General features: G+C 71.0%; 17 protein-coding genes. 12 read left to right on the forward strand and 5 right to left on the reverse strand.

Annotation, left to right across the window (positions count from 1 at the left end):
* The first annotated feature begins 11 nt into the window (after positions 1 to 11).
* On the forward strand, positions 12 to 1,682 hold the full coding sequence (locus ACZ7L0_RS01700; protein WP_471240378.1) for a PHP domain-containing protein: 1,671 nt from the start codon (positions 12 to 14) through the stop codon (positions 1,680 to 1,682).
* Positions 1,683 to 1,735: 53 nt separating this feature from the next.
* On the opposite strand, the gene ACZ7L0_RS01705 is transcribed toward ACZ7L0_RS01700, so the two are convergent.
* The 4 genes from ACZ7L0_RS01705 to ACZ7L0_RS01720 are packed head-to-tail and all read right to left on the reverse strand — an operon-like array spanning position 1,736 to position 5,531.
* The gene (locus tag ACZ7L0_RS01705; RefSeq protein ID WP_471240379.1) at positions 1,736 to 2,191 is read right to left on the reverse strand and encodes a MaoC family dehydratase; all 456 of its coding nucleotides are present in this window, start codon (positions 2,189 to 2,191) and stop codon (positions 1,736 to 1,738) included.
* 14 nt (positions 2,192 to 2,205) lie between these two features.
* Complete coding sequence (locus tag ACZ7L0_RS01710) at positions 2,206 to 3,714, reverse strand: acyl-CoA synthetase (RefSeq protein WP_471240380.1); 1,509 nt, start codon at positions 3,712 to 3,714, stop codon at positions 2,206 to 2,208.
* Positions 3,715 to 3,726: 12 nt separating this feature from the next.
* A complete protein-coding gene (locus ACZ7L0_RS01715) occupies positions 3,727 to 4,611 on the reverse strand; it encodes an amidohydrolase family protein (protein WP_471240381.1) in 885 nt (294 codons plus the stop codon).
* Between the two features lie 2 nt (positions 4,612 to 4,613).
* The gene (locus tag ACZ7L0_RS01720) at positions 4,614 to 5,531 is read right to left on the reverse strand and encodes an SDR family NAD(P)-dependent oxidoreductase (protein WP_471240382.1); all 918 of its coding nucleotides are present in this window, start codon (positions 5,529 to 5,531) and stop codon (positions 4,614 to 4,616) included.
* 231 nt (positions 5,532 to 5,762) lie between these two features.
* On the opposite strand from ACZ7L0_RS01720, the gene ACZ7L0_RS01725 reads away from it, so the two are divergent.
* The 6 genes from ACZ7L0_RS01725 to ACZ7L0_RS01750 all read left to right on the forward strand — a co-directional run bounded on the left by ACZ7L0_RS01725 (position 5,763) and on the right by ACZ7L0_RS01750 (position 11,566).
* Positions 5,763 to 6,188, forward strand: coding sequence for a MarR family winged helix-turn-helix transcriptional regulator (locus ACZ7L0_RS01725; RefSeq protein ID WP_471240383.1), 426 nt, complete (start codon positions 5,763 to 5,765; stop codon positions 6,186 to 6,188).
* Between the two features lie 30 nt (positions 6,189 to 6,218).
* Positions 6,219 to 6,974, forward strand: coding sequence for an IclR family transcriptional regulator (locus ACZ7L0_RS01730; protein ID WP_471240384.1), 756 nt, complete (start codon positions 6,219 to 6,221; stop codon positions 6,972 to 6,974).
* A gap of 210 nt (positions 6,975 to 7,184) precedes the next feature.
* Positions 7,185 to 8,423, forward strand: a complete 1,239-nt coding sequence (locus ACZ7L0_RS01735; RefSeq protein ID WP_471240385.1) for a L,D-transpeptidase — start codon at positions 7,185 to 7,187, stop codon at positions 8,421 to 8,423.
* A 164-nt stretch (positions 8,424 to 8,587) separates the two neighbouring features.
* Entirely contained in the window at positions 8,588 to 9,982 is a 1,395-nt protein-coding gene (locus ACZ7L0_RS01740) for a glycoside hydrolase family 16 protein (RefSeq protein WP_471240386.1), read from the forward strand.
* 65 nt (positions 9,983 to 10,047) lie between these two features.
* Positions 10,048 to 11,067 (forward strand): NADP-dependent oxidoreductase, encoded by a 1,020-nt coding sequence (locus tag ACZ7L0_RS01745; protein WP_471240387.1) that lies wholly within the window; start codon positions 10,048 to 10,050, stop codon positions 11,065 to 11,067.
* Between the two features lie 124 nt (positions 11,068 to 11,191).
* Positions 11,192 to 11,566 (forward strand): MerR family transcriptional regulator, encoded by a 375-nt coding sequence (locus ACZ7L0_RS01750; protein ID WP_471240388.1) that lies wholly within the window; start codon positions 11,192 to 11,194, stop codon positions 11,564 to 11,566.
* Positions 11,567 to 11,569: 3 nt separating this feature from the next.
* On the opposite strand, the gene ACZ7L0_RS01755 is transcribed toward ACZ7L0_RS01750, so the two are convergent.
* The gene (locus ACZ7L0_RS01755; RefSeq protein ID WP_471240389.1) at positions 11,570 to 12,493 is read right to left on the reverse strand and encodes a helix-turn-helix domain-containing protein; all 924 of its coding nucleotides are present in this window, start codon (positions 12,491 to 12,493) and stop codon (positions 11,570 to 11,572) included.
* Between the two features lie 166 nt (positions 12,494 to 12,659).
* Here ACZ7L0_RS01755 and tkt point away from each other — a divergent pair, with 166 nt between their 5' ends.
* The 5 genes from tkt to pgi are packed head-to-tail and all read left to right on the forward strand — an operon-like array spanning position 12,660 to position 20,069.
* A complete protein-coding gene (gene tkt / locus ACZ7L0_RS01760; protein WP_471240390.1) occupies positions 12,660 to 14,735 on the forward strand; it encodes a transketolase in 2,076 nt (691 codons plus the stop codon).
* A 19-nt stretch (positions 14,736 to 14,754) separates the two neighbouring features.
* Positions 14,755 to 15,897 (forward strand): transaldolase, encoded by a 1,143-nt coding sequence (gene tal, locus ACZ7L0_RS01765; protein ID WP_471240391.1) that lies wholly within the window; start codon positions 14,755 to 14,757, stop codon positions 15,895 to 15,897.
* Entirely contained in the window at positions 15,897 to 17,483 is a 1,587-nt protein-coding gene (gene zwf / locus ACZ7L0_RS01770) for a glucose-6-phosphate dehydrogenase (protein WP_471240392.1), read from the forward strand. Before tal ends, zwf begins: the two co-directional genes overlap by 1 nt.
* The gene (gene opcA, locus ACZ7L0_RS01775; RefSeq protein ID WP_471240393.1) at positions 17,480 to 18,415 is read left to right on the forward strand and encodes a glucose-6-phosphate dehydrogenase assembly protein OpcA; all 936 of its coding nucleotides are present in this window, start codon (positions 17,480 to 17,482) and stop codon (positions 18,413 to 18,415) included. Before zwf ends, opcA begins: the two co-directional genes overlap by 4 nt.
* Positions 18,408 to 20,069, forward strand: coding sequence for a glucose-6-phosphate isomerase (pgi, locus tag ACZ7L0_RS01780; RefSeq protein WP_471240394.1), 1,662 nt, complete (start codon positions 18,408 to 18,410; stop codon positions 20,067 to 20,069). Before opcA ends, pgi begins: the two co-directional genes overlap by 8 nt.
* Positions 20,070 to 20,092: the final 23 nt, after the last annotated feature.

The following is a 20,092-nucleotide window of genomic DNA, read 5'->3' on the forward strand; positions in this document are numbered from 1 at the left end:
CGAGGATCACCATGACCGAGCAGCAGCTGCCCGCCTGGGCCGACCCGTCCGTCTCCCCCGCCCGTCTGGACGCGCAGGGCGTCTCACGCCGTCAACTCCTCTGCAGAGCAGGTCTGTTCGGTGCGGCGTTCGCCCTCGGCCCGGCGGCCGTGCCCGCGGTCGCCGCCGAGCGGCAGGGCCTCGGCGGCGAGGACCCGTGCCTGGCCTACCTCGTCGGAGACCACCACATCCACTCCGTCTACAGCCACGACGCGAAGTACACGTTCTCCCAACTGGCCGCCAAGGGCGCCGAGTACGGCCTGGACTGGATGGTGTTCACCGAACACTCCAATTTCGGGCACGCGCGGTACGGTGCCCCGCTGGAGCACGACGAGATCGCCAGGGCCCGCGCCGAGAACCCGCGCCAGCTGATCTTCCAGGGCCTGGAGTGGTACATCCCGGCCGCCGAGCACGGCACCGTCTTCGCCGCCCCCGGGCCGCACGAGGTGGACCTGCTCACCCGGTTCGAGAGCGCCTACGACGGCAAACTGCTCGGCTACACCGACGGCGCCCCGGACAACGGCAACACCGCCCGCAACGAGGCCCACGCCGTCAAGGCCATCCAGTGGCTGGCCCGGCAGCGCCGCACCGGCTACGTCGACGACGTCCTCGTCCTCGCCAACCACCCCCTGCGGCTCGGCATCGACTCCCCGCACGAGATGCGCGCCTGGCGGGACGCGGCCCCCGAGATCATGATCGGCATGGAGGGCGCGCCGGGCGCGCAGGGCGCGGCCATCCCCGGCTGGCGCTCGGCGACGTCGATCCGCGGCGAGTACGAGAACAAGCCGTCCGCCAACTCCTTCGCCGGATACCCGGCGGACGCCTACCTCACCTACGGCGGCTTCGACTGGGCGACCGCGACCGTCGGCGGCCTGTGGGACTCGATGCTCGCCGAGGGCCGGCTGTTCTCCGTCACCACCAACTCCGACGCCCACCGGATCGTCTTCGACACCTGGAGGAACGGCGACTGGCCGCCGGGCCAGAACTTCGACAACACCGGCAGGCTGCCGGACCCGGTCGACACCGACACCCCGCAGCCCGGCAGCGACTTCTGGCCCGGCCAGTTCAGCCGCACCCATGTCGGCGTCACCCGCCACGGCTACCGCGCGGTGATGGCGGGCCTGCGCGCGGGCCGTGTGTGGGTGGACCACGGGCACCTGCTGGACGGGCTCGACGTCCGGCTGAAGCGGGACCGCGACCACGGGCGGGGCGTCACGCTCGGCGGCCGGCTGCGCGTCCGCAAGGGCGAGAAGCTCACGCTGTACGTCACCGTGACCACCGCCTCCCGGACCAACCCCCACGGGATCCTCCCCGAGTTGGCGCAGGTGGACGTGATCCGGGGCGCGGTGCGGGGTCCCGTCGCCGACCGGGACGCCTGGCGGGCGCCGGACACCAGGGTCGTACGGACCGAGGACGTCGGCGGCCGCACGGGCACGTACACGCTGCGCGTCCCGCTGACCGCGGGCGCCGAGTCCTTCTATCTCCGGCTGCGCGGCAGCGACGGAAACCGGCACGGTACGGGCTACCTGGGCGCGGCCGTCGACCCGCACGGCCCGATCCCCCACGAGCCCGGGAACGGTGACCCGTGGGCCGACACGTGGTTCTACTCCAACCCGGTCTTCGTCGACGTGGCAGGCGCCTGACGGCGCATACAGGAGACGAAAATCGTAGACAGTCGACGTGTAGACAGTCGACGTCAGGCGTAGAACCGCGACAGGCTCTGCAGGACGGCGGCGGGCTTCCCGCCGCCGTCGATCTCGATGGTGCCGTCGACGGTGATCTGCACCCCGCCGGGTACGTCCTCGACCTCCGCCAGCCGTGCCGCCAGGCGGATCCGGGAGCCGACCTTGACGGGTGCGGGGAAACGGACCTTGTTCAGGCCGTAGTTGACCTTGGTCGTCGCCCCCTGGACGTCCAGCAGCTCGGTGAAGAGCGGGATGAACAGGGACAGCGTCAGGTAGCCATGGGCGATGGGTGCCCCGAACGGCCCCTCGGCGGCCCGCTGCGGATCGACGTGGATCCACTGGTGGTCGCCGGTGGCGTCGGCGAAGGTGTCGATGCGCTCCTGGGTGACCTCGATCCACTCGCTGGTGCCGAGGTCGCTGCCGGCCAGCTTCTTCAGTTCGTCCAGGCCGTTGACGGTGACGCTCATGAGTACCTTGTTCCTTAGGGGAGTTGGTTGCCGAAGCGCTGGCGCACCCGGGACTTGAGGAGCTTTCCGGAGGCGGTGCGCGGGAGTTCGTCCGCGACCACCACCGACTTGGGGATCTTGTACTTGGCGAGTCGGCCGGCCAGGGAGGCCAGCACCTCGTCGGGGTCGAGGGCGGCGCCCTCACGGGGCACGACGACCGCGCGCGGCACCTCGCCCCACTTGTCGTCCGGCACGCCGATGACCGCGCACTCGACGATGTCGGGGTGGGCCAGCAGCCGGTCCTCGATCTCGGCGGGGTAGACGTTCTCCCCACCGGAGATGATCATGTCCTTCATACGGTCGACGATGTACACGTAGCCGTCCTCGTCGACCCGTGCCGCGTCCCCGCTGCGGAACCAGCCGTCCGCGAAGGAGGCGGCCGTCTCCTCGGGCAGCCCCCAGTAGCCGGGCATGACGTGCGGCCCGCGCACCACGATCTCACCGGTCTCGCCGGTACCGACCGGGGTGAGGTCCGGCCGAGCCACCCGTACGTCGCTGAAGAAGTGCGGCACGCCCGCCGAGCCCGCCTTGCTGACGGCGTGCTCGGCGTCCAGGAACAGGGTCCCGGGCGCGGCCTCGGTCATGCCGTAGCCCTGGAGGAAGGTCAGGCCCCGCTCCTGGTAGGCGGCGATCAGCGGGGTCGGGACGGGTGAGCCGCCGCAGGTGAGGATCCGCAGCGAGGACAGGTCGGCGCTCGCCCAGCGGGGATGCCGGGCCACCTGGTCGAACATGGTGGGCACGCCGAACATGAAGGTGATCCGGTGCCGTTCGATCAGGTCGAAGGTCGCCTCCGGGTCGAAGGCCTCGACCAGGACGCAGGTGCCGCCCTTGAGCAGCACCGGCAGGGTGAGCATGTTGAGGCCCGCGGTGTGGAACAGCGGGGCGGAGACCAGGGCGCGTTCGCCGGCGATCAGGTCGTGGTCGACGAGCACGTTGACGGCGTTCCAGGTGAGGTTGCCGTGGGTGAGCATCGCGCCCTTGGGGCGGCCGGTCGTCCCCGAGGTGTACATGATGAGGCAGGTGTCGTCGGCGGTCACCGGTTCGTCGATGGGATCCCGCGGGGCGGCGGCCACCGCCTCCTCGTACTCGGCGCCCACCTCGAGGTACGTGCGTACGTCGGTCTCCCCGGGCAGTCCGGCGACGAGCCCGGCGTGCGAGGGGCCGTACACGAGGGCCTTGGCTCCGGAGTCGGCGAGCTGGTAGGCGATCTCGGGTCCGGCGAGGCGGGTGTTGAGGGGGACGAAGACCGCGCCGAGGGTGCCCGCGGCGAACAGCGTCTCCAGATAGGAGGGGTGGTTGGGGCCGAGGTAGGCGATGCGGTCGCCGCGGCGGACGCCCCGGGCGCGCAGGGCGTGGGCCAGACGCGTGGTGCGTGTATACAGTGTGCGGTAGTCGGTGGACTGCTCACCGTGTACCAGGGCGGTGCGGTGCGGGGTCTTGCGGGCCCGGCGGGCGGGCCACGATCCCAGTCCCTCATTGCGCATCTGACGCCCCCTTCACGGTTTCGTCAGCCCGAGCAGACGGGCGGCGTTCTCCTTGAGGATCTTCGGCCGGACCTCGTCCTTGATCGACAGCTTCTCGAAGTCGGCGAGCCAGCGGTCGGGGGTCAGGACGGGGAAGTCGGAGCCGAAGAGCACCTTGTCCTTCAGCAGCGTGTTGGCGTACTGCACCAGTTGCGGCGGGAAGTACTTCGGCGACCAGCCGGACAGGTCGATGTGCACGCCCGGCTTGTGCGTGGCGACGGCGAGGGCCTCGTCCTGCCAGGGGAAGGACGGGTGCGCCAGGATGATCTTCAGGTGCGGGAAGTCCGCGGCGACGTCGTCCACGTGCAGCGGGTTGGAGTACTTCAGGCGGATCCCGCCGCCGCCGGGCATCCCGGCGCCGATTCCCGTCTGGCCGGTGTGGAACAGGGCGATCGTGCCCGTCTCCTCGATCACCTCGTACAGGTCGTACGCCACCGAGCGGTCGTTGGGGAAGAAGCCCTGGATGCTGGGGTGGAACTTGAAGCCCCTGACCCCGTACTCCTCGACCAGCCGGCGGGCCTGCTTCACGCCCGTCTTCCCCCGGAAGGGGTCGATGGAGGCGAAGGGGATGAGGACGTCCGCGTTGGCGGCGGCCGCCTCGGCGACCTCCTCGTTGGGCACCGGCTCGGTGCCGGTCGCGGACTCGGCGTCCACCGTGAAGATCACGGCGGCCATCCTCCGCTCGCGGTAGTAGGCGGCCGTCTCCTCCAGGGTGGGCTTCCGCTTGCCCTCGACCTTGAAGTAGGCGGAGGAGGCGTCGTGCAGGTCGTCGTCCAGGGAGGAGTGGCCCTTGGAGGACACCTCCGCGTGGGTGTGGACGTCGATCGCGACGAGATCCTCGACGCTGAGGGTCGCCATGGTCAGGCCTCCGGGAACTTCGGGGCGGGGATGCCGACGCTCTGGAGTTCGGCGCCGACCGAGGTGGGCCAGGCGTCGGCCAGGGTGCCGGGGGTCCAGCCGCCGTCGGCGTAGGCCGCCTTGATCTCCTGCGGATGGGACCAGAGTGCCACCTTGTCGCCGCCGATGCCGATGGCCTGGCCCGTGATGCCGCGGGCGGCCTCTGAGGCGAGGAACGGGACCAGCGCCGCGCAGTCCTCGGGGGTGCCGAAACCCTCGCCCTTGCGGAGGAAGTCCGGGAGCGGCTCGCCGTTCCTCATGGCCTCGATGTAGGGGGCGAAGGCGGGGATCGTCTCGGTCATCGCGGTCGCGGCGACCGGCACGATCGCGTTGACGGTGATGCCCGCGCGGCCCAGTTCCATCGACCAGGTGCGGGCGAAGGCGGCGATGCCGGCCTTGGCGGCGGCGTAGTTCGTCTGGCCGAAGTTGCCGCGCTGTCCGGCCGGCGAGCCGACCAGGATCAGGGTGCCGCCCTCGCCCTGCTCGCGCATACGGACGGCGGCGGCGCGGGCGCAGGTGAAGGTGCCCTTCAGATGGGTGGTGACCACCGCGTCGAAGTCGTCGTCCGTCATCTTCCACAGCACCTTGTCGCGCAGGATGCCCGCGTTGGTGACCAGCACGTCCAGCCGTCCGAACTCCTCGACCGCGCGGCCGACGAGCCGGTCGGCGGCCTCGGCGGTGCCGACCGGGACCACCTCGGCGACGGCCGTGCCGCCGGCTTCGGTGATCGACTTCACGGCCTGCTCGGCCACGGCCTCGTCGATGTCGTTGACGACCACGCGGGCACCGTGGGCGGCGAGGGCGTGCGCGTAGGCGAGGCCGAGGCCCCGGCCGCTGCCGGTGACGACGGCGGCCTTGCCGGTGAGATCAATGGTGGACACGGGCGAGTCCCTTCACAAGGCGAGGCACAGGGCGATGCGGAGCTGCCCCGTGGTGCGGCGGTGCTGCTGCGGCTTCGAGATCGAAGCTAAGAGCAATAATTGTTGACGTCAATAGTTGTCCCGAACCTACGGGTGCGGCATGCTTGCAGCCCAGCCCCCCACCGAACGAGGGAGACCGCCATCACCCGCCAGCACGCCCCGAACCCCAGCCTCGACGCACAGGAGCCGTGGATGCGCGGGCTGCACGCCGACACCGGCTACCTGCTGTACCGGCTGGGCCTGCGCTCCGGGCAGCTGTTCAACGCCTTCCTGCAGGAGTCGGGCCTGCGTCTGCGCCACTACGCGCTGCTGCGCTTCCTCGCCACCTCCGAGGGCGCCCTCCAGCGCGAGCTGAGCACCCGGCTCGGCTACGACCCGAGCGCGATCGTCGGCCTGGTCGACGACCTGGAGAAGCTGGGCTTCGCCGAGCGCCGCCCCGCCCCCGACGACCGCCGCAGCCGCATCGTCGTCCTCACCGGCCAGGGCCGGGCCTTCCTGCGCGACACCGACGAGGCGGGGCTGCGCGTCACCGGGGAGCTGCTGGCCCCGCTGGATCCGGCCGAGCGGGAGACGCTGCACGCGCTGCTGCTGCGGGTCGCCGAGGACGGGCTCTCCTAGGGCCGCACCGCTGGAAGGGGGCACCCCGCGATGACCGTCCGTTCCGCGCCGGACCGGCTGCTGTCGGTGCTCGCCGCGTTCGACCACGAGCATCCGGCGCTGTGCCTGACGGACATCAGCCGCCGGGCGGGGCTCACCCTCACCACCGCGCACCGGCTGGTCGCGGCGCTCACCGAGTGGGGCGCGCTGGAGCGGGACGCCGGCGGCGTCTACCACGTGGGGCTCAGGCTGTGGGAGATCGCGGCCCTGGCGCCGCGCGGTCTGGCACTGCGGCAGATCGCGCTGCCGTACCTGGAGGACCTGTACGAGGCGACGCACGAGAACGTACAGCTGGCGGTGCGGGACGGGTCCGACGTGGTCTACATCGAGTGGATCTCGGGGCGTTCGGCGGTCGGCGTGCACATCCGGGTCGGCGCACGCTGGCCCCTGCACGCCACCGGGGTCGGTCTCGCGCTGCTGGCGCACGCCGACCCCGGCTTCCAGGAGGAGTACTGCGCCGGCGCCCCCGCCTCCTTCACCCCGTACACCATCACCGATCCGGCCCGACTGCGCCGGGTGCTCGCCGAAGTACGGCGCACGGGAGTGGCGGTGAGTGACCGTCAGGTGACCGAGGACGCGCTGTCGGTGGCAGCCGACGTACGCGGACCGGGTGGGGCCGTGGTCGCCGCCGTCTCCGTCGTCGTACCACAACGGGCCGCGCAGGTACCGGTGTTGGCGCCCGCGGTGCGGGTGGCCGCACGCGGGATCTCCCGTGCCCTCGGCTGGCAGCCGGAGCGTACGTCCTGAGCGCCGCCGGGCATCGACACGGCAGGCGGTGGTCCCGCAGCCTCGCCGGTTCCCGCGCCGGTCCACCCTGTCCCCAGTAGAGCGGAGGCGGGACGGAGCCCCGACGGTCCTCACCGGAATCTCAGGGAGCACCCCTCGGATTCAAAGAATCAACCCAGACAACCCACGCAGGATGCCCACGCACCGACGGACAACTCAGGAAGGCGTGTCGTGGGCGTCTCGCACATATCGAACCGGGCCGGACAGCGGGCGCGGACGTGGTCCCGGCGCGGGATACTCGGCGTCCTCGCAGCCGCACCCGCCGCCCTCCTCGCCGGCTGCGGCTCCTCCTCGGACGCCCCGGAGGACACCGGCGCGACCGCGTCCGCGCGGGCGGCGACGACCAAGAAGGCGACGATCACCGTCACACCCGCGGCCGGCACCAAGAAGGCCGGCTTCACCAGCCCCGTCGAGGTCACCGTCGCCGACGGCACCCTGGCGTCCGTCGAGGTCACCGGCAACGACGGCGCCACCCTGCCGGGCTCCTACAACGACGCCCGCACCAAGTGGACGTCGGCGAAGAACCCGTACTCGGGGACGAGGTACACGGTGACGGCCAAGGCGCGGGGCGCCGCCGAGGAGACGGTGACCACGTTCACCACCAAGTCCCCCGGCGCGACGTTCGTCGGCTACTTCACACCCGAGGCGGGCTCCACCTCCGGCGTCGGCATGCCGGTCTCGATCAACTTCACGCACGCCGTCACGGACCGGGCCGCCGTGCAAAAGGCGATCACGGTGACCGCCGAGCCCGCCGTCGAGGTGGTCGGGCACTGGTTCAGCGACACCCGGCTGGACTTCCGGCCGGAGACGTACTGGGCCCCCGGCACGAAGGTCACGCTCAGCCTGCGGCTGAAGGACGTCGAGGGAGCGGATGGCGTATACGGTATGCAGTCAAAGGATGTCGTATTCCATATCGGCCGCGAGCAGATCAGCACGGTCGACCTGGCCACCAAGCGGATGACGGTGCGGCGCGACGGCGCGACCGTCGCCACCTACCCCGTCTCCGGCGGCGCCTCCGACCACACCACCTGGTCCGGGATCATGGTGATCAGCGAGCGGTTCCAGCAGACGCGCATGGAGTCGTCCACGGTCGGACTCGGCGACGAGTACGACATCTCGGATGTACCGCACGCCCAGCGCCTGACCGCCTCCGGCACCTTCGTCCACGGCAACTACTGGGCGTCGACAGCGGTGTTCGGCCACCAGAACACCAGCCACGGCTGCGTCGGCCTGCACGACACCAAGGGGGCGAACGACACCTCCGTGGCCGGTTACACGTTCTACGAGAGCTCGATGCTCGGCGACGTGGTGATCGTGAAGAACTCGGGCGAGAAGACGGTCGACCCGGCCAACGGCCTCAACGGCTGGAACCTTTCCTGGGCGGACTGGAAGACCGGGAGCGCGCTCTGAGACCCCCCGGCGCACACGCGGCTTCACCGCATGAACTCCCCGGCAAAGAAAAGACTTTCCTTGCTTTAACTCTTGACGACCGGAGGGCCGTGGAGCACATTGGCCGCACCTTGAGAGCGCTCTCAAGAGCACCCGCGCCCCACTCCGTACCCGAGAGGCCTCCCATGAGCGAACCCTCCGGCATACCCGGACAACGCCCGTTGCGCCGCGCACTCCTCGCCGTACTCGCCACGCTCGGCCTGGCGGCTTCCGCCGCCACGGCCGCGACCCTCCCCGCCAGCGCCTCCGCGCCCACACCGCCCTCCGGCTGGACGCAGGTGTTCCTGGACGACTTCAACGGCGCCGCGGGAACCGGCGTCAACACCTCCACCTGGCAGTACGACACCGGCACGTCGTATCCGGGCGGCGCCGCCAACTGGGGCACCGGCGAGGTCGAGACGATGACCTCCAGCACCAGCAACGTCTCCCTCGACGGCAACGGCAACCTGCTCATCACCCCGCGCCGCGACGCCTCCGGCAACTGGACCTCGGGCCGCATAGAGACCGCCCGCACCGACTTCCAGCCCCCGGCCGGCGGCAGACTGCGCGTGGAATCCCGCATACAGTTGCCCAACGTCACCGGCGCCGCCGCCAAGGGCTACTGGCCCGCGTTCTGGATGCTGGGCGCGCCCTACCGCGGCAACTACCAGAACTGGCCGAGCGTCGGCGAGCTGGACATCATGGAGAACGTCCAGGGCCTGAACACCGACTGGGCCACCGTGCACTGCGGCACCAACCCGGGCGGACCCTGCAACGAGACCTCCGGCATCGGCGGCAACACCTCCTGTTCCGGCACCACCTGCCAGGCCGGTTTCCACACCTACGCCATGGAGTGGGACCGCTCGACCAGCCCCGAGGAGATCCGCTTCTACCTCGACGGCGTCAACTTCCACACCGTGAAGGCCAACCAGGTCGACGCCACGACCTGGGCCAACGCCACCGACCACGGCTTCTTCATCATCCTCAACGTGGCCATGGGCGGCGGCTTCCCGGCGGCGTTCGGCGGCGGCCCCGACAGCGGCACCGAGCCGGGCCACCCGATGGCCGTCGACTATGTGCAGGTGCTCCGCTCGACGGGCGGCGGCACCACACCCCCGCCGTCCGGCAACCGGGACGCCTACAGCCCCATCCAGGCCGAGTCGTACGACAGCCACTCGGGCACGGCCACCGAGACCACCACCGACACCGGCGGCGGCCAGGACATCGGCTCGCTCGCGAGCGGCGACTGGGCGCTCTACAAGGGCGTCGACTTCGGCTCCACCGCGGCCAGGCAGTTCTACGCCCGGGTCGCCTCCGGCGCGGCCGGCGGTGTCAGCGGACTGGTCGAGGTCAGGCTGGACAGCCGCACCGGCTCACCCGTCGGCAGCTTCTCCGTCGCCAACACGGGCGGCTGGCAGTCCTGGAGGACGATCCCGGCGAACATCAGCTCCGTCACCGGCACCCACGACGTCTATCTGACCTTCACCAGCGGCCAGCCGGCGGACTTCGTGAACGTCAACTGGTTCGACTTCGGTCACTGACCTTGGCGCCGCCGGCGGCGCCGGGGTTGACCTTCACGTACGGGTCAAGCCCTAGCGTCGCCGGCATGACCGCGACCGTGAACCACCGCACGGGCCTCGAGGCCCGCCTGTCCTCCCGCCCCCAGGGCCTGCCCTCCCCCGGCGACATCGAGATCACCGAGGTCCCCGTGCCGGACCCGGCCCCCGGACAAGTCCTGGTCCGCAACCTGTTCCTGTCGCTCGACCCGGGCATGCTGCTGCTGATGGCCGACGAGCCCGGACTGCCCCTGCCGCGCTACGAGATCGGCGAGCCGATGCACGGGGACGCCGTCGGCGAGGTCGTCGCCTCGGCCGCGCTCTCCCTGGCCCCGGGAGACCTGGTGGTGCACCGGCTGGGCTGGCGGGAGTACGCGGTCGCCGGGGCCGAGGCGTTCCGCAAGGTCGACCGGGCCGCCTACCCGACCCCGTCCCCGCACCTGGGCTTCGGCCTGGTCGCCTACGCCGGACTCGTCGAGGCGGCCCGGCTGCGCCCCGGCGACACGGTGTTCGTCTCCAGCGCGGCCGGCGCCACCGGCGGCCTCGCCGGCCAGATCGCCCGGCTCATGGGGGCGGCCCGGGTCATCGGCAGCGCGGGCTCGCCCGAGAAGGTCGCCCATCTGACCGGGACGCTCGGTTTCGACGCGGCCTTCGACCACCACGACGGTCCGATCGCCGACCGGCTGCGCGAGGCCGCGCCCGACGGCATCGACGTCTACTTCGACAACGTGGGCGGCGAGCAGCTGCGCGCCGCCGTCGAGGTGATGAACGACCACGGCCGCATCGCCGTCTGCGGCGCGCTGCACCGGCAGAGCACCGGCCGGCCCGACGCCGGGCCCGGCGATCTGCTCACCGTGCTCGGCAAGCGGCTGACGATCCGCGGCTTCACCGTCCGCGACCACCTGGACCTGGCCGCCGAGTTCGGGCAACGGTTCCGCGGCTGGCTGCGCGACGGGTCGATCGTCTACGACGAGACGGTGATCGACGGCCTGCCGAACGCTCCGCGTGCGCTCCTCGACCTGGTGCGGGGCCGGTACGTCGGGAAGACCGTGGTACGACTGGGCAGTTGAGCTCCATACAGAATGTGCAGCACGGTATGCCGTATGCAGCCGCGCAGTTGTGGCGCTGCGCAGCTGTGCAGCTGTGCATACGACTTTCGCATACACCATGCCGCAGCCCCCGGAGGCGACTGTGATGCTCATCGGTGACCTGGCCGCCCGTACCGGCACCACCACCCGCGCCCTGCGCTACTACGAGGAGCAGGGCCTGTTGGACTCGGAGCGCACGGCGGCCGGTTACCGGGTCTACGGGCCGGGTGCCGAGACCCGGGTGCGCAACGTCCGGGACCTGCTGGCCTCCGGGTTCACGGTGGAGAACGTCAAGTCCTTCGTCCGCTACCTCGACAGCGATCTGCCCGAGGTGTTCGCGTACGCGCCGGCGTGCGCCGCCAACTACGAGGTCGGCGCGCGCCGGGTGGCCGAACTGGAGGAGCGGATCGAGTCGCTGGCGCGGATGCGGGACACGCTGGTGCGCCGGATGCCGTGGCTGGCCGAGCGCGTCGAGTCGTAGCCGTCACGGCTGACGCAGCTCCGCCCGGAACGCCAGTGGTGTCTGGCCGGTGTGCAGGTGGAAGAACTTGGAGAAGTTCGCCGCGTCGGGGAAGCCCACGGCCGCACCGACGCGGCCCGTCGGCATGTCCGTGTGGGCGAGGAGCCGCTTGGCCTCCAGGACGACGCGTTTGTCGATGAAGCCCTTGGGGGTCTCGCCGGTGGCGGCGCGGACCGCGCGGACGAGGGTGCGGCGTGAGTAGCCGAGGGCGTCGGCGTAGGCGCTGACGCTGTGGTTGGTGGCGAACCCCTTCTCCACGGCGTCGCGGAAGAGGGTGAACGTCGTGTCGGCCTGCTGCCGGGCCGCCTCCGCCGAACTGGCCGCGAGGTGGGACAGGCGCAGCAGGAACGCCGTGAGGGAGTGGCGCAGTACCGAGGTGTGCAGGCCGAGGGGGAGCGTCGCGGTGTCCTCGTACTCGCGCCGCAGCTGGGCGAGGGACGTCTCCAGGGCGGTGAGCCGGGGTTCGTCGGGGCGGAGCAGGGGCGGCAGGTCGTAGCGGTACAGGCCGGTCGCCTCCACCGTGGAACGGGGCAGGAAGCCGGGCTGCATGGTCAGCACGGTTCCGCGGTACTCGCTGGTGCGCGAGAAGCGGTGGACCTGGCCCGGGCGGATCCACAGCAGGTCGCCGGCCGTCGCCTCGTACTCGGCGAAGTCGATCATGTGGCGTACGGGGCCGCCGGTGAAGAGCATCACGACGTGGAAGTCGATGCGGTGCACGCGGTCCAGGGGCGCCTCGGTGTGCCAGGTCCGGCCGGTTCCCATGGTGCCGATCTGCATGCCGACGCCGCAGACGCTGAGTTCGACCGGGAAGGGGAAGGTTCTGATCCCGTCAACGCCGTCGTCACCGGCGCCGTCGTCGTCCGCGCCTTGGGGGGTTGTGTCCGCCATGTCCTTCTCGTGCCGTCTCGGTGGCGCGCCGTACCGCGCCGCGCCGCCCTGGGGTGTCCCACTTTCACCACAGGCTGACACACGACGACCTTCCCCCGTAAAAGTCAGACTTTTAAGTTTGAACGCGTCAGAGCAGATTCCCGCTCGGATCGAGGATTTCTTGAAGATGAGCACGCAGACACCGGACAGCTTCGAATGGACCGAACTCGACCGGCGTGCCGTCGACACCGCCCGCCTGCTGGCGGCCGACGCCGTGCAGAAGGTCGGCAACGGACACCCCGGCACCGCGATGAGCCTGGCCCCGGCGGCGTACACCCTCTTTCAGAAGGTGATGCGGCATGACCCGGCCGACCCGGAGTGGACCGGCCGCGACCGCTTCGTGCTGTCCCCCGGCCACACCTCGCTGACCCTCTACACCCAGCTCCACCTCGCCGGGTACGAGGTGGAGCTGGAGGACCTGAAGGCATTCCGCACGCACGGCTCGAAGACGCCCGGCCACCCGGAGTACGGGCACACCGCGGGCGTGGAGACCACCACGGGCCCGCTCGGCCAGGGCGTCGCGAACGCGGTCGGCATGGCGATGGCGGCCCGTTACGAGCGCGGCCTGTTCGACCCGGACGCCCCGCGGGGCTCCTCCCCCTTCGACCACACCGTCTGGGCGATCGTCTCCGACGGCGACCTCCAGGAGGGCGTCTCCGCCGAGGCCTCCTCCCTGGCCGGGCACCAGAAGCTCGGCAACCTCGTCTTCCTCTACGACGACAACCACATCTCCATCGAGGGCGACACGGCCACCGCCTTCTCCGAGGACGTGCTGAAGCGGTACGAGGCCTACGGCTGGCACACCCAGCGGATCGAGCCGGCCGACGACGGCGACATCGACGTGCGCGCGCTGTACGCGGCGCTCGGGGCAGCGCAGGCCGAGACCGAGCGCCCCTCCATCATCGCGATGCGCACGATCATCGCCTGGCCCGCCCCGAACGCGCGGAACACCGAGGCCGCGCACGGCTCGGCGCTCGGCGAGGGTGAGGTCGCGGCGACCAAGCGGATCCTCGGCTTCGACCCCGAGAAGACGTTCGAGGTCGCGGACGACGTCCTCGCCCACACCCGCCGGGCCCTGGACCGGGGCGCCGAGGACCACGCGGCCTGGGACAAGCGGATCGCCGAGTGGCGTTCTGCCCAGCCGGAGCGCGCCGAGCTGTTCGACCGGGTCGTCGCCGGCCGGCTGCCGGAGGGCTGGGCGGACGCCATACCGGTGTTCGAACCCGGCAAGTCCGTCGCCACCCGCGCCGCCTCCGGCAAGGTGCTGCAGGCGCTCGGCCCGGTCCTGCCCGAGCTGTGGGGCGGCTCCGCCGACCTCGCCGGGTCGAACAACACCACCATCGACAAGGGCAGCTCGTTCCTCCCCGAGGGCAACCCGCTGCCGGAGGCGGACCCGTACGGCCGTACCGTCCACTTCGGCATCCGCGAGTTCTCGATGGCCGCGGAGATGAACGGCATCACCCTGCACGGCAACACCCGGATCTACGGCGGCACCTTCCTGGTGTTCTCCGACTACATGCGCAACGCCGTCAGGATGTCCGCGCTGATGCAGCTGCCGGTGACCTACGTGTGGACGCACGACTCCATCGGCCTCGGCGAGGACGGCCCCACCCACCAGCCGGTCGAACACCTGGCCTCGCTGCGCGCCATCCCGGGCCTGAACGTGGTCCGCCCGGCCGACGCCAACGAGACCGCCATCGCCTGGGCGGAGATCCTGCGCCGGCACTCCACCCACCCGGCCCCGCACGGACTGGCGCTCACCCGGCAGGGCGTGCCGGTGTACGCGCCGAACCCGGACGCGGCGCGCGGCGGCTATGTCCTCGAGGAGTCGTCCACCCAGACCCCGGACGTCGTCCTCATCGCCACCGGCTCCGAGGTGCAGCTCGCCGTGGCCGCCCGGGAGCGGCTGGAGGCCGAGGGCGTCGGCACCCGGGTGGTGTCGATGCCGTCCGTGGAGTGGTTCGAGGAGCAGCCGCGCGAGTACCGCGACCGGGTGCTTCCGCCCGCCGTGCGGGCACGTGTCGCCGTGGAGGCCGGTATCGGTCTGACCTGGTACCGCTTCGTTGGCGACGCCGGACGCATCGTCTCCCTCGAACACTTCGGCGCCTCCGCCGACGCCGGCACCCTGTTCGCCGAGTTCGGCTTCACCGCCGACAACGTCGCCGCCGCGGCGCGGGAATCCCTTGCCGCCGCCCGCGGTTGACCCGATCGCACGAAGGAAGATGATCACAGTGACCGAAGCGACCGCGACCGCGGGAGCACTTGAGCGCCTCGCCGACGAGGGCGTGTCGATCTGGCTGGACGACCTGTCCCGCGAGCGGATCGACTCCGGCGACCTCGCCGGGCTGGTCGAGGCCGGGAACGTCGTCGGCGTCACCACCAATCCGTCGATCTTCCAGGCCGCCATCGGCTCCGGCGCGGGCTACGAGGAGCAGCTGGCGGAGCTGGCCGTGCGGGGCGTCACGGTCGACGAGGCGGTGCGTATGCTGACGACCGCCGACGTGCGGTCCGCCGCCGACATTCTGCATCCTGTATACGAGCGGACGGGCGGCCGGGACGGCCGGGTCTCCATCGAGGTCGACCCGCGCCTGGCCCACGACACCGCGGCCACCGTCGCCGAGGCCCGGCAGCTCGCCTGGCTCGTCGACCGTCCCAACGTGATGATCAAGATCCCGGCGACCCGGGCGGGCCTGCCCGCCATCACCGAGGTCGTCGGCCAGGGCATCAGCGTCAACGTCACGCTGATCTTCTCCCTGGAGCGCTACCGCGCGGTGATGGACGCCTACCTCGCCGGTCTGGAGAAGGCCCGCGCCAAGGGCCTGGACCTGTCCGCCATCCACTCCGTGGCCTCCTTCTTCGTCTCCCGGGTCGACACCGAGATCGACAAGCGGCTGACGGTCCTGGGCACCGAGGCGGCCCTCGCGCTCAAGGGCCGGGCCGCGCTGGCCAACGCGCGCCTGGCCTACGAGGCGTACGAGGAGGTCTTCGCCGGCGAGCGCTGGCTCGCCCTGGCCGGGGACCGGCCGAACAGGCAGCGTCCGCTGTGGGCGTCCACCGGTGTGAAGGATCCCGCATACAAGGACACGCTGTATGTAGACGATCTGGTCGCGCCCGGCACGGTCAACACCATGCCGGAGACCACCCTGCACGCGGTCGCCGACCACGGCGCCGTCACCGGCGACACGGTCACCGGCGGCTACGCGCAGGCCCGCGCCGACCTCGCGGCCGTCGAGCGGCTCGGGATCTCCTACGACGAGGTCGTCCGGCAGCTCGAGACCGAGGGCGTCGCCAAGTTCGAGGCGGCCTGGCAGGAGCTGCTGGACGCGGTCACGAAGTCCTTGAACAGCAAGGGAGTTGACGCGTAATGACCACCAACGAAGCCCGGGAGGCGGCACCTGCCGAGGTGCGGGTGCCGGTCGCCTTGGCGGCCGACTGGGTGAACCCGCTGCGCGATCCGCGCGACCGGCGGCTGCCCCGTATCGCGGGCCCGTCGGGGCTGGTCATCTTCGGGGTGACCGGTGACCTGTCCCGCAAGAAGCTGATGCCGGCCGTCTACGACCTGGCCAACCGCGGCCTGCTGCCGCCGGGCTTCTCCCTGGTGGGCTTCGCCCGCCGCGACTGGGAGGACCAGGACTTCGCGCAGGTGGTGCACGACGCCGTCCGCGAGCACGCGCGCACCCCGTTCCGCGAGGAGGTCTGGCAGCAGCTCGCCGAGGGCATGCGGTTCATCCCCGGCGACTTCGACGACGACACGGCGTTCAAGCAGCTGCGCGCGGCCGTCGACGAGCTGGACGCCTCCCGCGGCACCGGCGGCAACTTCGCCTTCTACCTCTCCGTACCGCCGAAGTTCTTCCCCAAGGTGGTGCGGCAGCTGAAGAAGCACGGCCTGGCGAGCCCCCCGCAGGGCGCCTGGCGGCGCGCCGTCATCGAAAAGCCGTTCGGGCACGATCTGGCGAGCGCCCGCGAGCTGAACGCGATCGTGCACGACGTGTTCGAACCGGACCAGGTGTTCCGGATCGACCACTACCTCGGCAAGGAGACCGTCCAGAACATCCTGGCGCTGCGCTTCGCCAACGAGATGTACGAGCCGATCTGGAACCGGTCGTACGTCGACCATGTGCAGATCACCATGGCCGAGGACATCGGCATCGGCGGCCGGGCGGGCTACTACGACGGCATCGGCGCCGCCCGCGACGTCATCCAGAACCACCTGCTGCAGCTGATGGCCCTCACCGCGATGGAGGAACCCATCGCCTTCGACGCCGAGGCGCTGCTCACCGAGAAGCTGAAGGTGCTGAAGTCGGTCCGGCTGCCGAAGGACCTGCGCCCGAACGCCGTGCGCGGTCAGTACGCGGAGGGCTGGCAGGGCGGGGAGAAGGTGCCCGGATACCTCCAGGAGGAGGGCATCGACCCCCGCTCGAAGACCGACACCTACGCAGCCGTCAAGCTGCAGGTGGACAACCGCCGCTGGGCGGGTGTGCCCTTCTACCTGCGCACCGGCAAGCGGCTGGGCCGCCGGGTCACCGAGATCGCGGTGGTCTTCAAGCGGGCCCCGCACTCCCCCTTCGACTCCACGGCCACCGAGGAGCTCGGGCAGAACGCCATCGTCATACGCGTCCAGCCGGACGAGGGCATGACGGTCCGGTTCGGCTCCAAGGTGCCGGGCACCTCGATGGAGATCCGGGACGTGTCGATGGACTTCGCCTACGGCGAGTCGTTCACCGAGTCCAGCCCGGAGGCGTACGAGCGGCTCATCCTGGACGTGCTGCTGGGCGACGCCAACCTGTTCCCCCGTCACCAGGAAGTGGAAGAGTCCTGGAAGATCCTCGACCCGATCGAGGAGTACTGGGCGGCGCACGGCAGGCCGGCCCAGTACCCGGCGGGCACGTGGGGCCCCGAGGAAGCAGACGAGATGCTCGCACGAGACGGACGGAGCTGGCGCAGGCCATGAAGATCGACCTGACCGACACCACGGCAAGCAAGATCAACAAGGCGTTGGTGCAGGGCCGCCGCGCCATCGGGACGCCCGCCGTGGGCATGGTCCTGACGATGGTGATCGTCACGGACGAGGAGAACGCCTACGACTCGATCAGGGCCGCCGAGGAGGCCTCGCACGAGCACCCCTCGCGCACCCTGGTCGTCATCAAGCGGCACGCCCGCACCCCGCGCGAGCGCACCCAGTCCCGCCTGGACGCGGAGGTGCGGGTCGGCTCCGAGGCCGGCACCGGCGAGACGGTCGTGCTGCGCACCTACGGCGAGGTGTCCGACCACGCCGACTCGGTGGTCCTGCCGCTGCTGCTGCCGGACGCGCCGGTGGTCGTGTGGTGGCCGGTGGACGCGCCGCAGAACCCGGCGAAGGATCCGCTCGGCGCGCTCGCGCAGCGCCGGATCACCGACATGTACGCCGTCGAGCGCCCCCTCGAAGCCCTGGAGGCCCGCGTACGCTCCTACGCGCCCGGCGACACCGACCTGGCCTGGACCCGGCTCACCCCGTGGCGGTCGATGCTGGCCGCGGCCCTGGACCAGGCCCGGGTGAAGGTGATCTCGGCGGCGGTGGAGAGCGAGGCGGACAACCCCAGCGCCGAGCTGCTCGCCCGCTGGCTCGAGGCCCGCCTCCAGGTCACGGTGGACCGGGTGGTCACCGGCGGTCCGGTCGTCACGGCCGTACGCCTGGGCACCGAGAACGGCGAGATCGTCATCGACCGGCCCGAGGGCCCGCTGGCCACGCTGACCCTGCCGGGCCAGCCGCCGCGCACCCTCGCGCTGAAGGTCCGCGCCACCTCCGAACTCATCGCCGAGGAGCTGCGCCGCCTCGACGCCGACGAGATGTACGCCGTCGCCCTGCGCGGTGAGGGCGCCAAGGAGATCCCCGCCCATGTCTGACGTGCCCGAGCTCACCCGGCGGCCCGAGTGGGCCGCCCTGGAGGACCACCGCGCAAGCGCGCTGCAGCGGCCGAGCCTGCGGGAGCTGTTCGCGGCCGACCCCGCCCGCGCCGAGCGGTATGTCGTCACCGTCGGTGATCTGCGCATCGACTACTCCAAGCACCTGGTCACCGACGAGACCCTCGCCCTGCTCCGGGAACTGGCCGCCGCCACCGGCGTGTCCGCTCTCAGGGACGCGATGTTCCGCGGCGAGCGGATCAACGTCACCGAGAACCGGGCCGTGCTGCACACCGCGCTGCGCGCCCCCCGGGACGCGGAGGTCGAGGCCGACGGCGAGAACGTCGTACCGCGGGTCCACGCGGTCCTGGACAAGATGGCCGCCTTCGCCGAGCGGGTCCGCTCCGGCGAGTGGACCGGTCACACCGGCAGGCGGATCCGCAACGTCGTCAACATCGGCATCGGCGGCTCCGACCTGGGCCCGGCGATGGCGTACGAGGCGCTGCGCCCGTACACCGCGCGGGAGCTGACCGTGCGTTTCGTGTCGAACGTGGACGGCGCCGACCTGCACGAGGCGATCCGCGACCTGGACCCGGCGGAGACCTTGTTCATCGTCGCCTCCAAGACCTTCACCACCATCGAGACGATCACCAACGCGACTTCGGCCCGTTCCTGGCTGCTGGAGGGCCTCGACGGCGACGAGAAGGCGGTCGCGAAGCACTTCGTCGCCCTGTCGACGAACGCCGGGAAGGTCACCGGGTTCGGTATCGACCCGGACAACATGTTCGCGTTCTGGGACTGGGTCGGCGGCCGGTACTCGTTCGACTCCGCGATCGGCCTGTCCTTGATGATCGCCATCGGACCGGAGCGGTTCAGGGAGCTGCTCGACGGGTTCCGCACCGTCGACGAGCACTTCCGGACCGCGCCCGCCGAGGCCAACGCGCCGCTGATCCTGGGCCTGCTGGGCATCTGGTACGACAACTTCTTCGACGCCCAGACGCACGCGGTGCTGCCGTACAGCCACTACCTGTCGAAGTTCACGGCCTATCTGCAGCAGCTGGACATGGAGTCCAACGGCAAGTCCGTGGACCGGCAGGGCCGTCCGGTCCAGTGGCAGACCGGTCCGGTGGTGTGGGGCACGCCCGGCACCAACGGGCAGCACGCCTACTACCAGTTGATCCACCAGGGTACGAAGCTGATCCCGGCGGACTTCATCGGCTTCGCCCGGCCCGTGGCCGGGCTCCGCGGGGAACTGGCGGCCCAGCACGACCTGTTGATGGCGAACTTCTTCGCCCAGACCCAGGCCCTGGCCTTCGGCAAGACCGCCGACGAGGTGCGCGCCGAGGGCGTGCCCGAGGAGCAGGTGCCGCACCGCACCTTCCCGGGCGACCGCCCCACCACGACGATCCTCGCCCCCGAGCTGACCCCGTCGGTCCTCGGCCAGCTCGTCGCCCTCTACGAGCACAAGGTGTTCGTGCAGGGCGCGGTCTGGAACATCGACTCCTTCGACCAGTGGGGCGTGGAGCTCGGCAAGGTCCTCGCCAAGCGCGTCGAACCCGCTCTGACCGAGGGCGCGGACGTGCCCGGTCTCGACCCGTCCACCCGTGCCCTCGTGGCCGCGTACCGCTCGCTCAAGAACGCTCAGAAGAACGCTTAGAGAGAAGTGAACTGATCATGGCA

This window comes from Streptomyces sp. NPDC039424, from assembly GCF_055639495.1.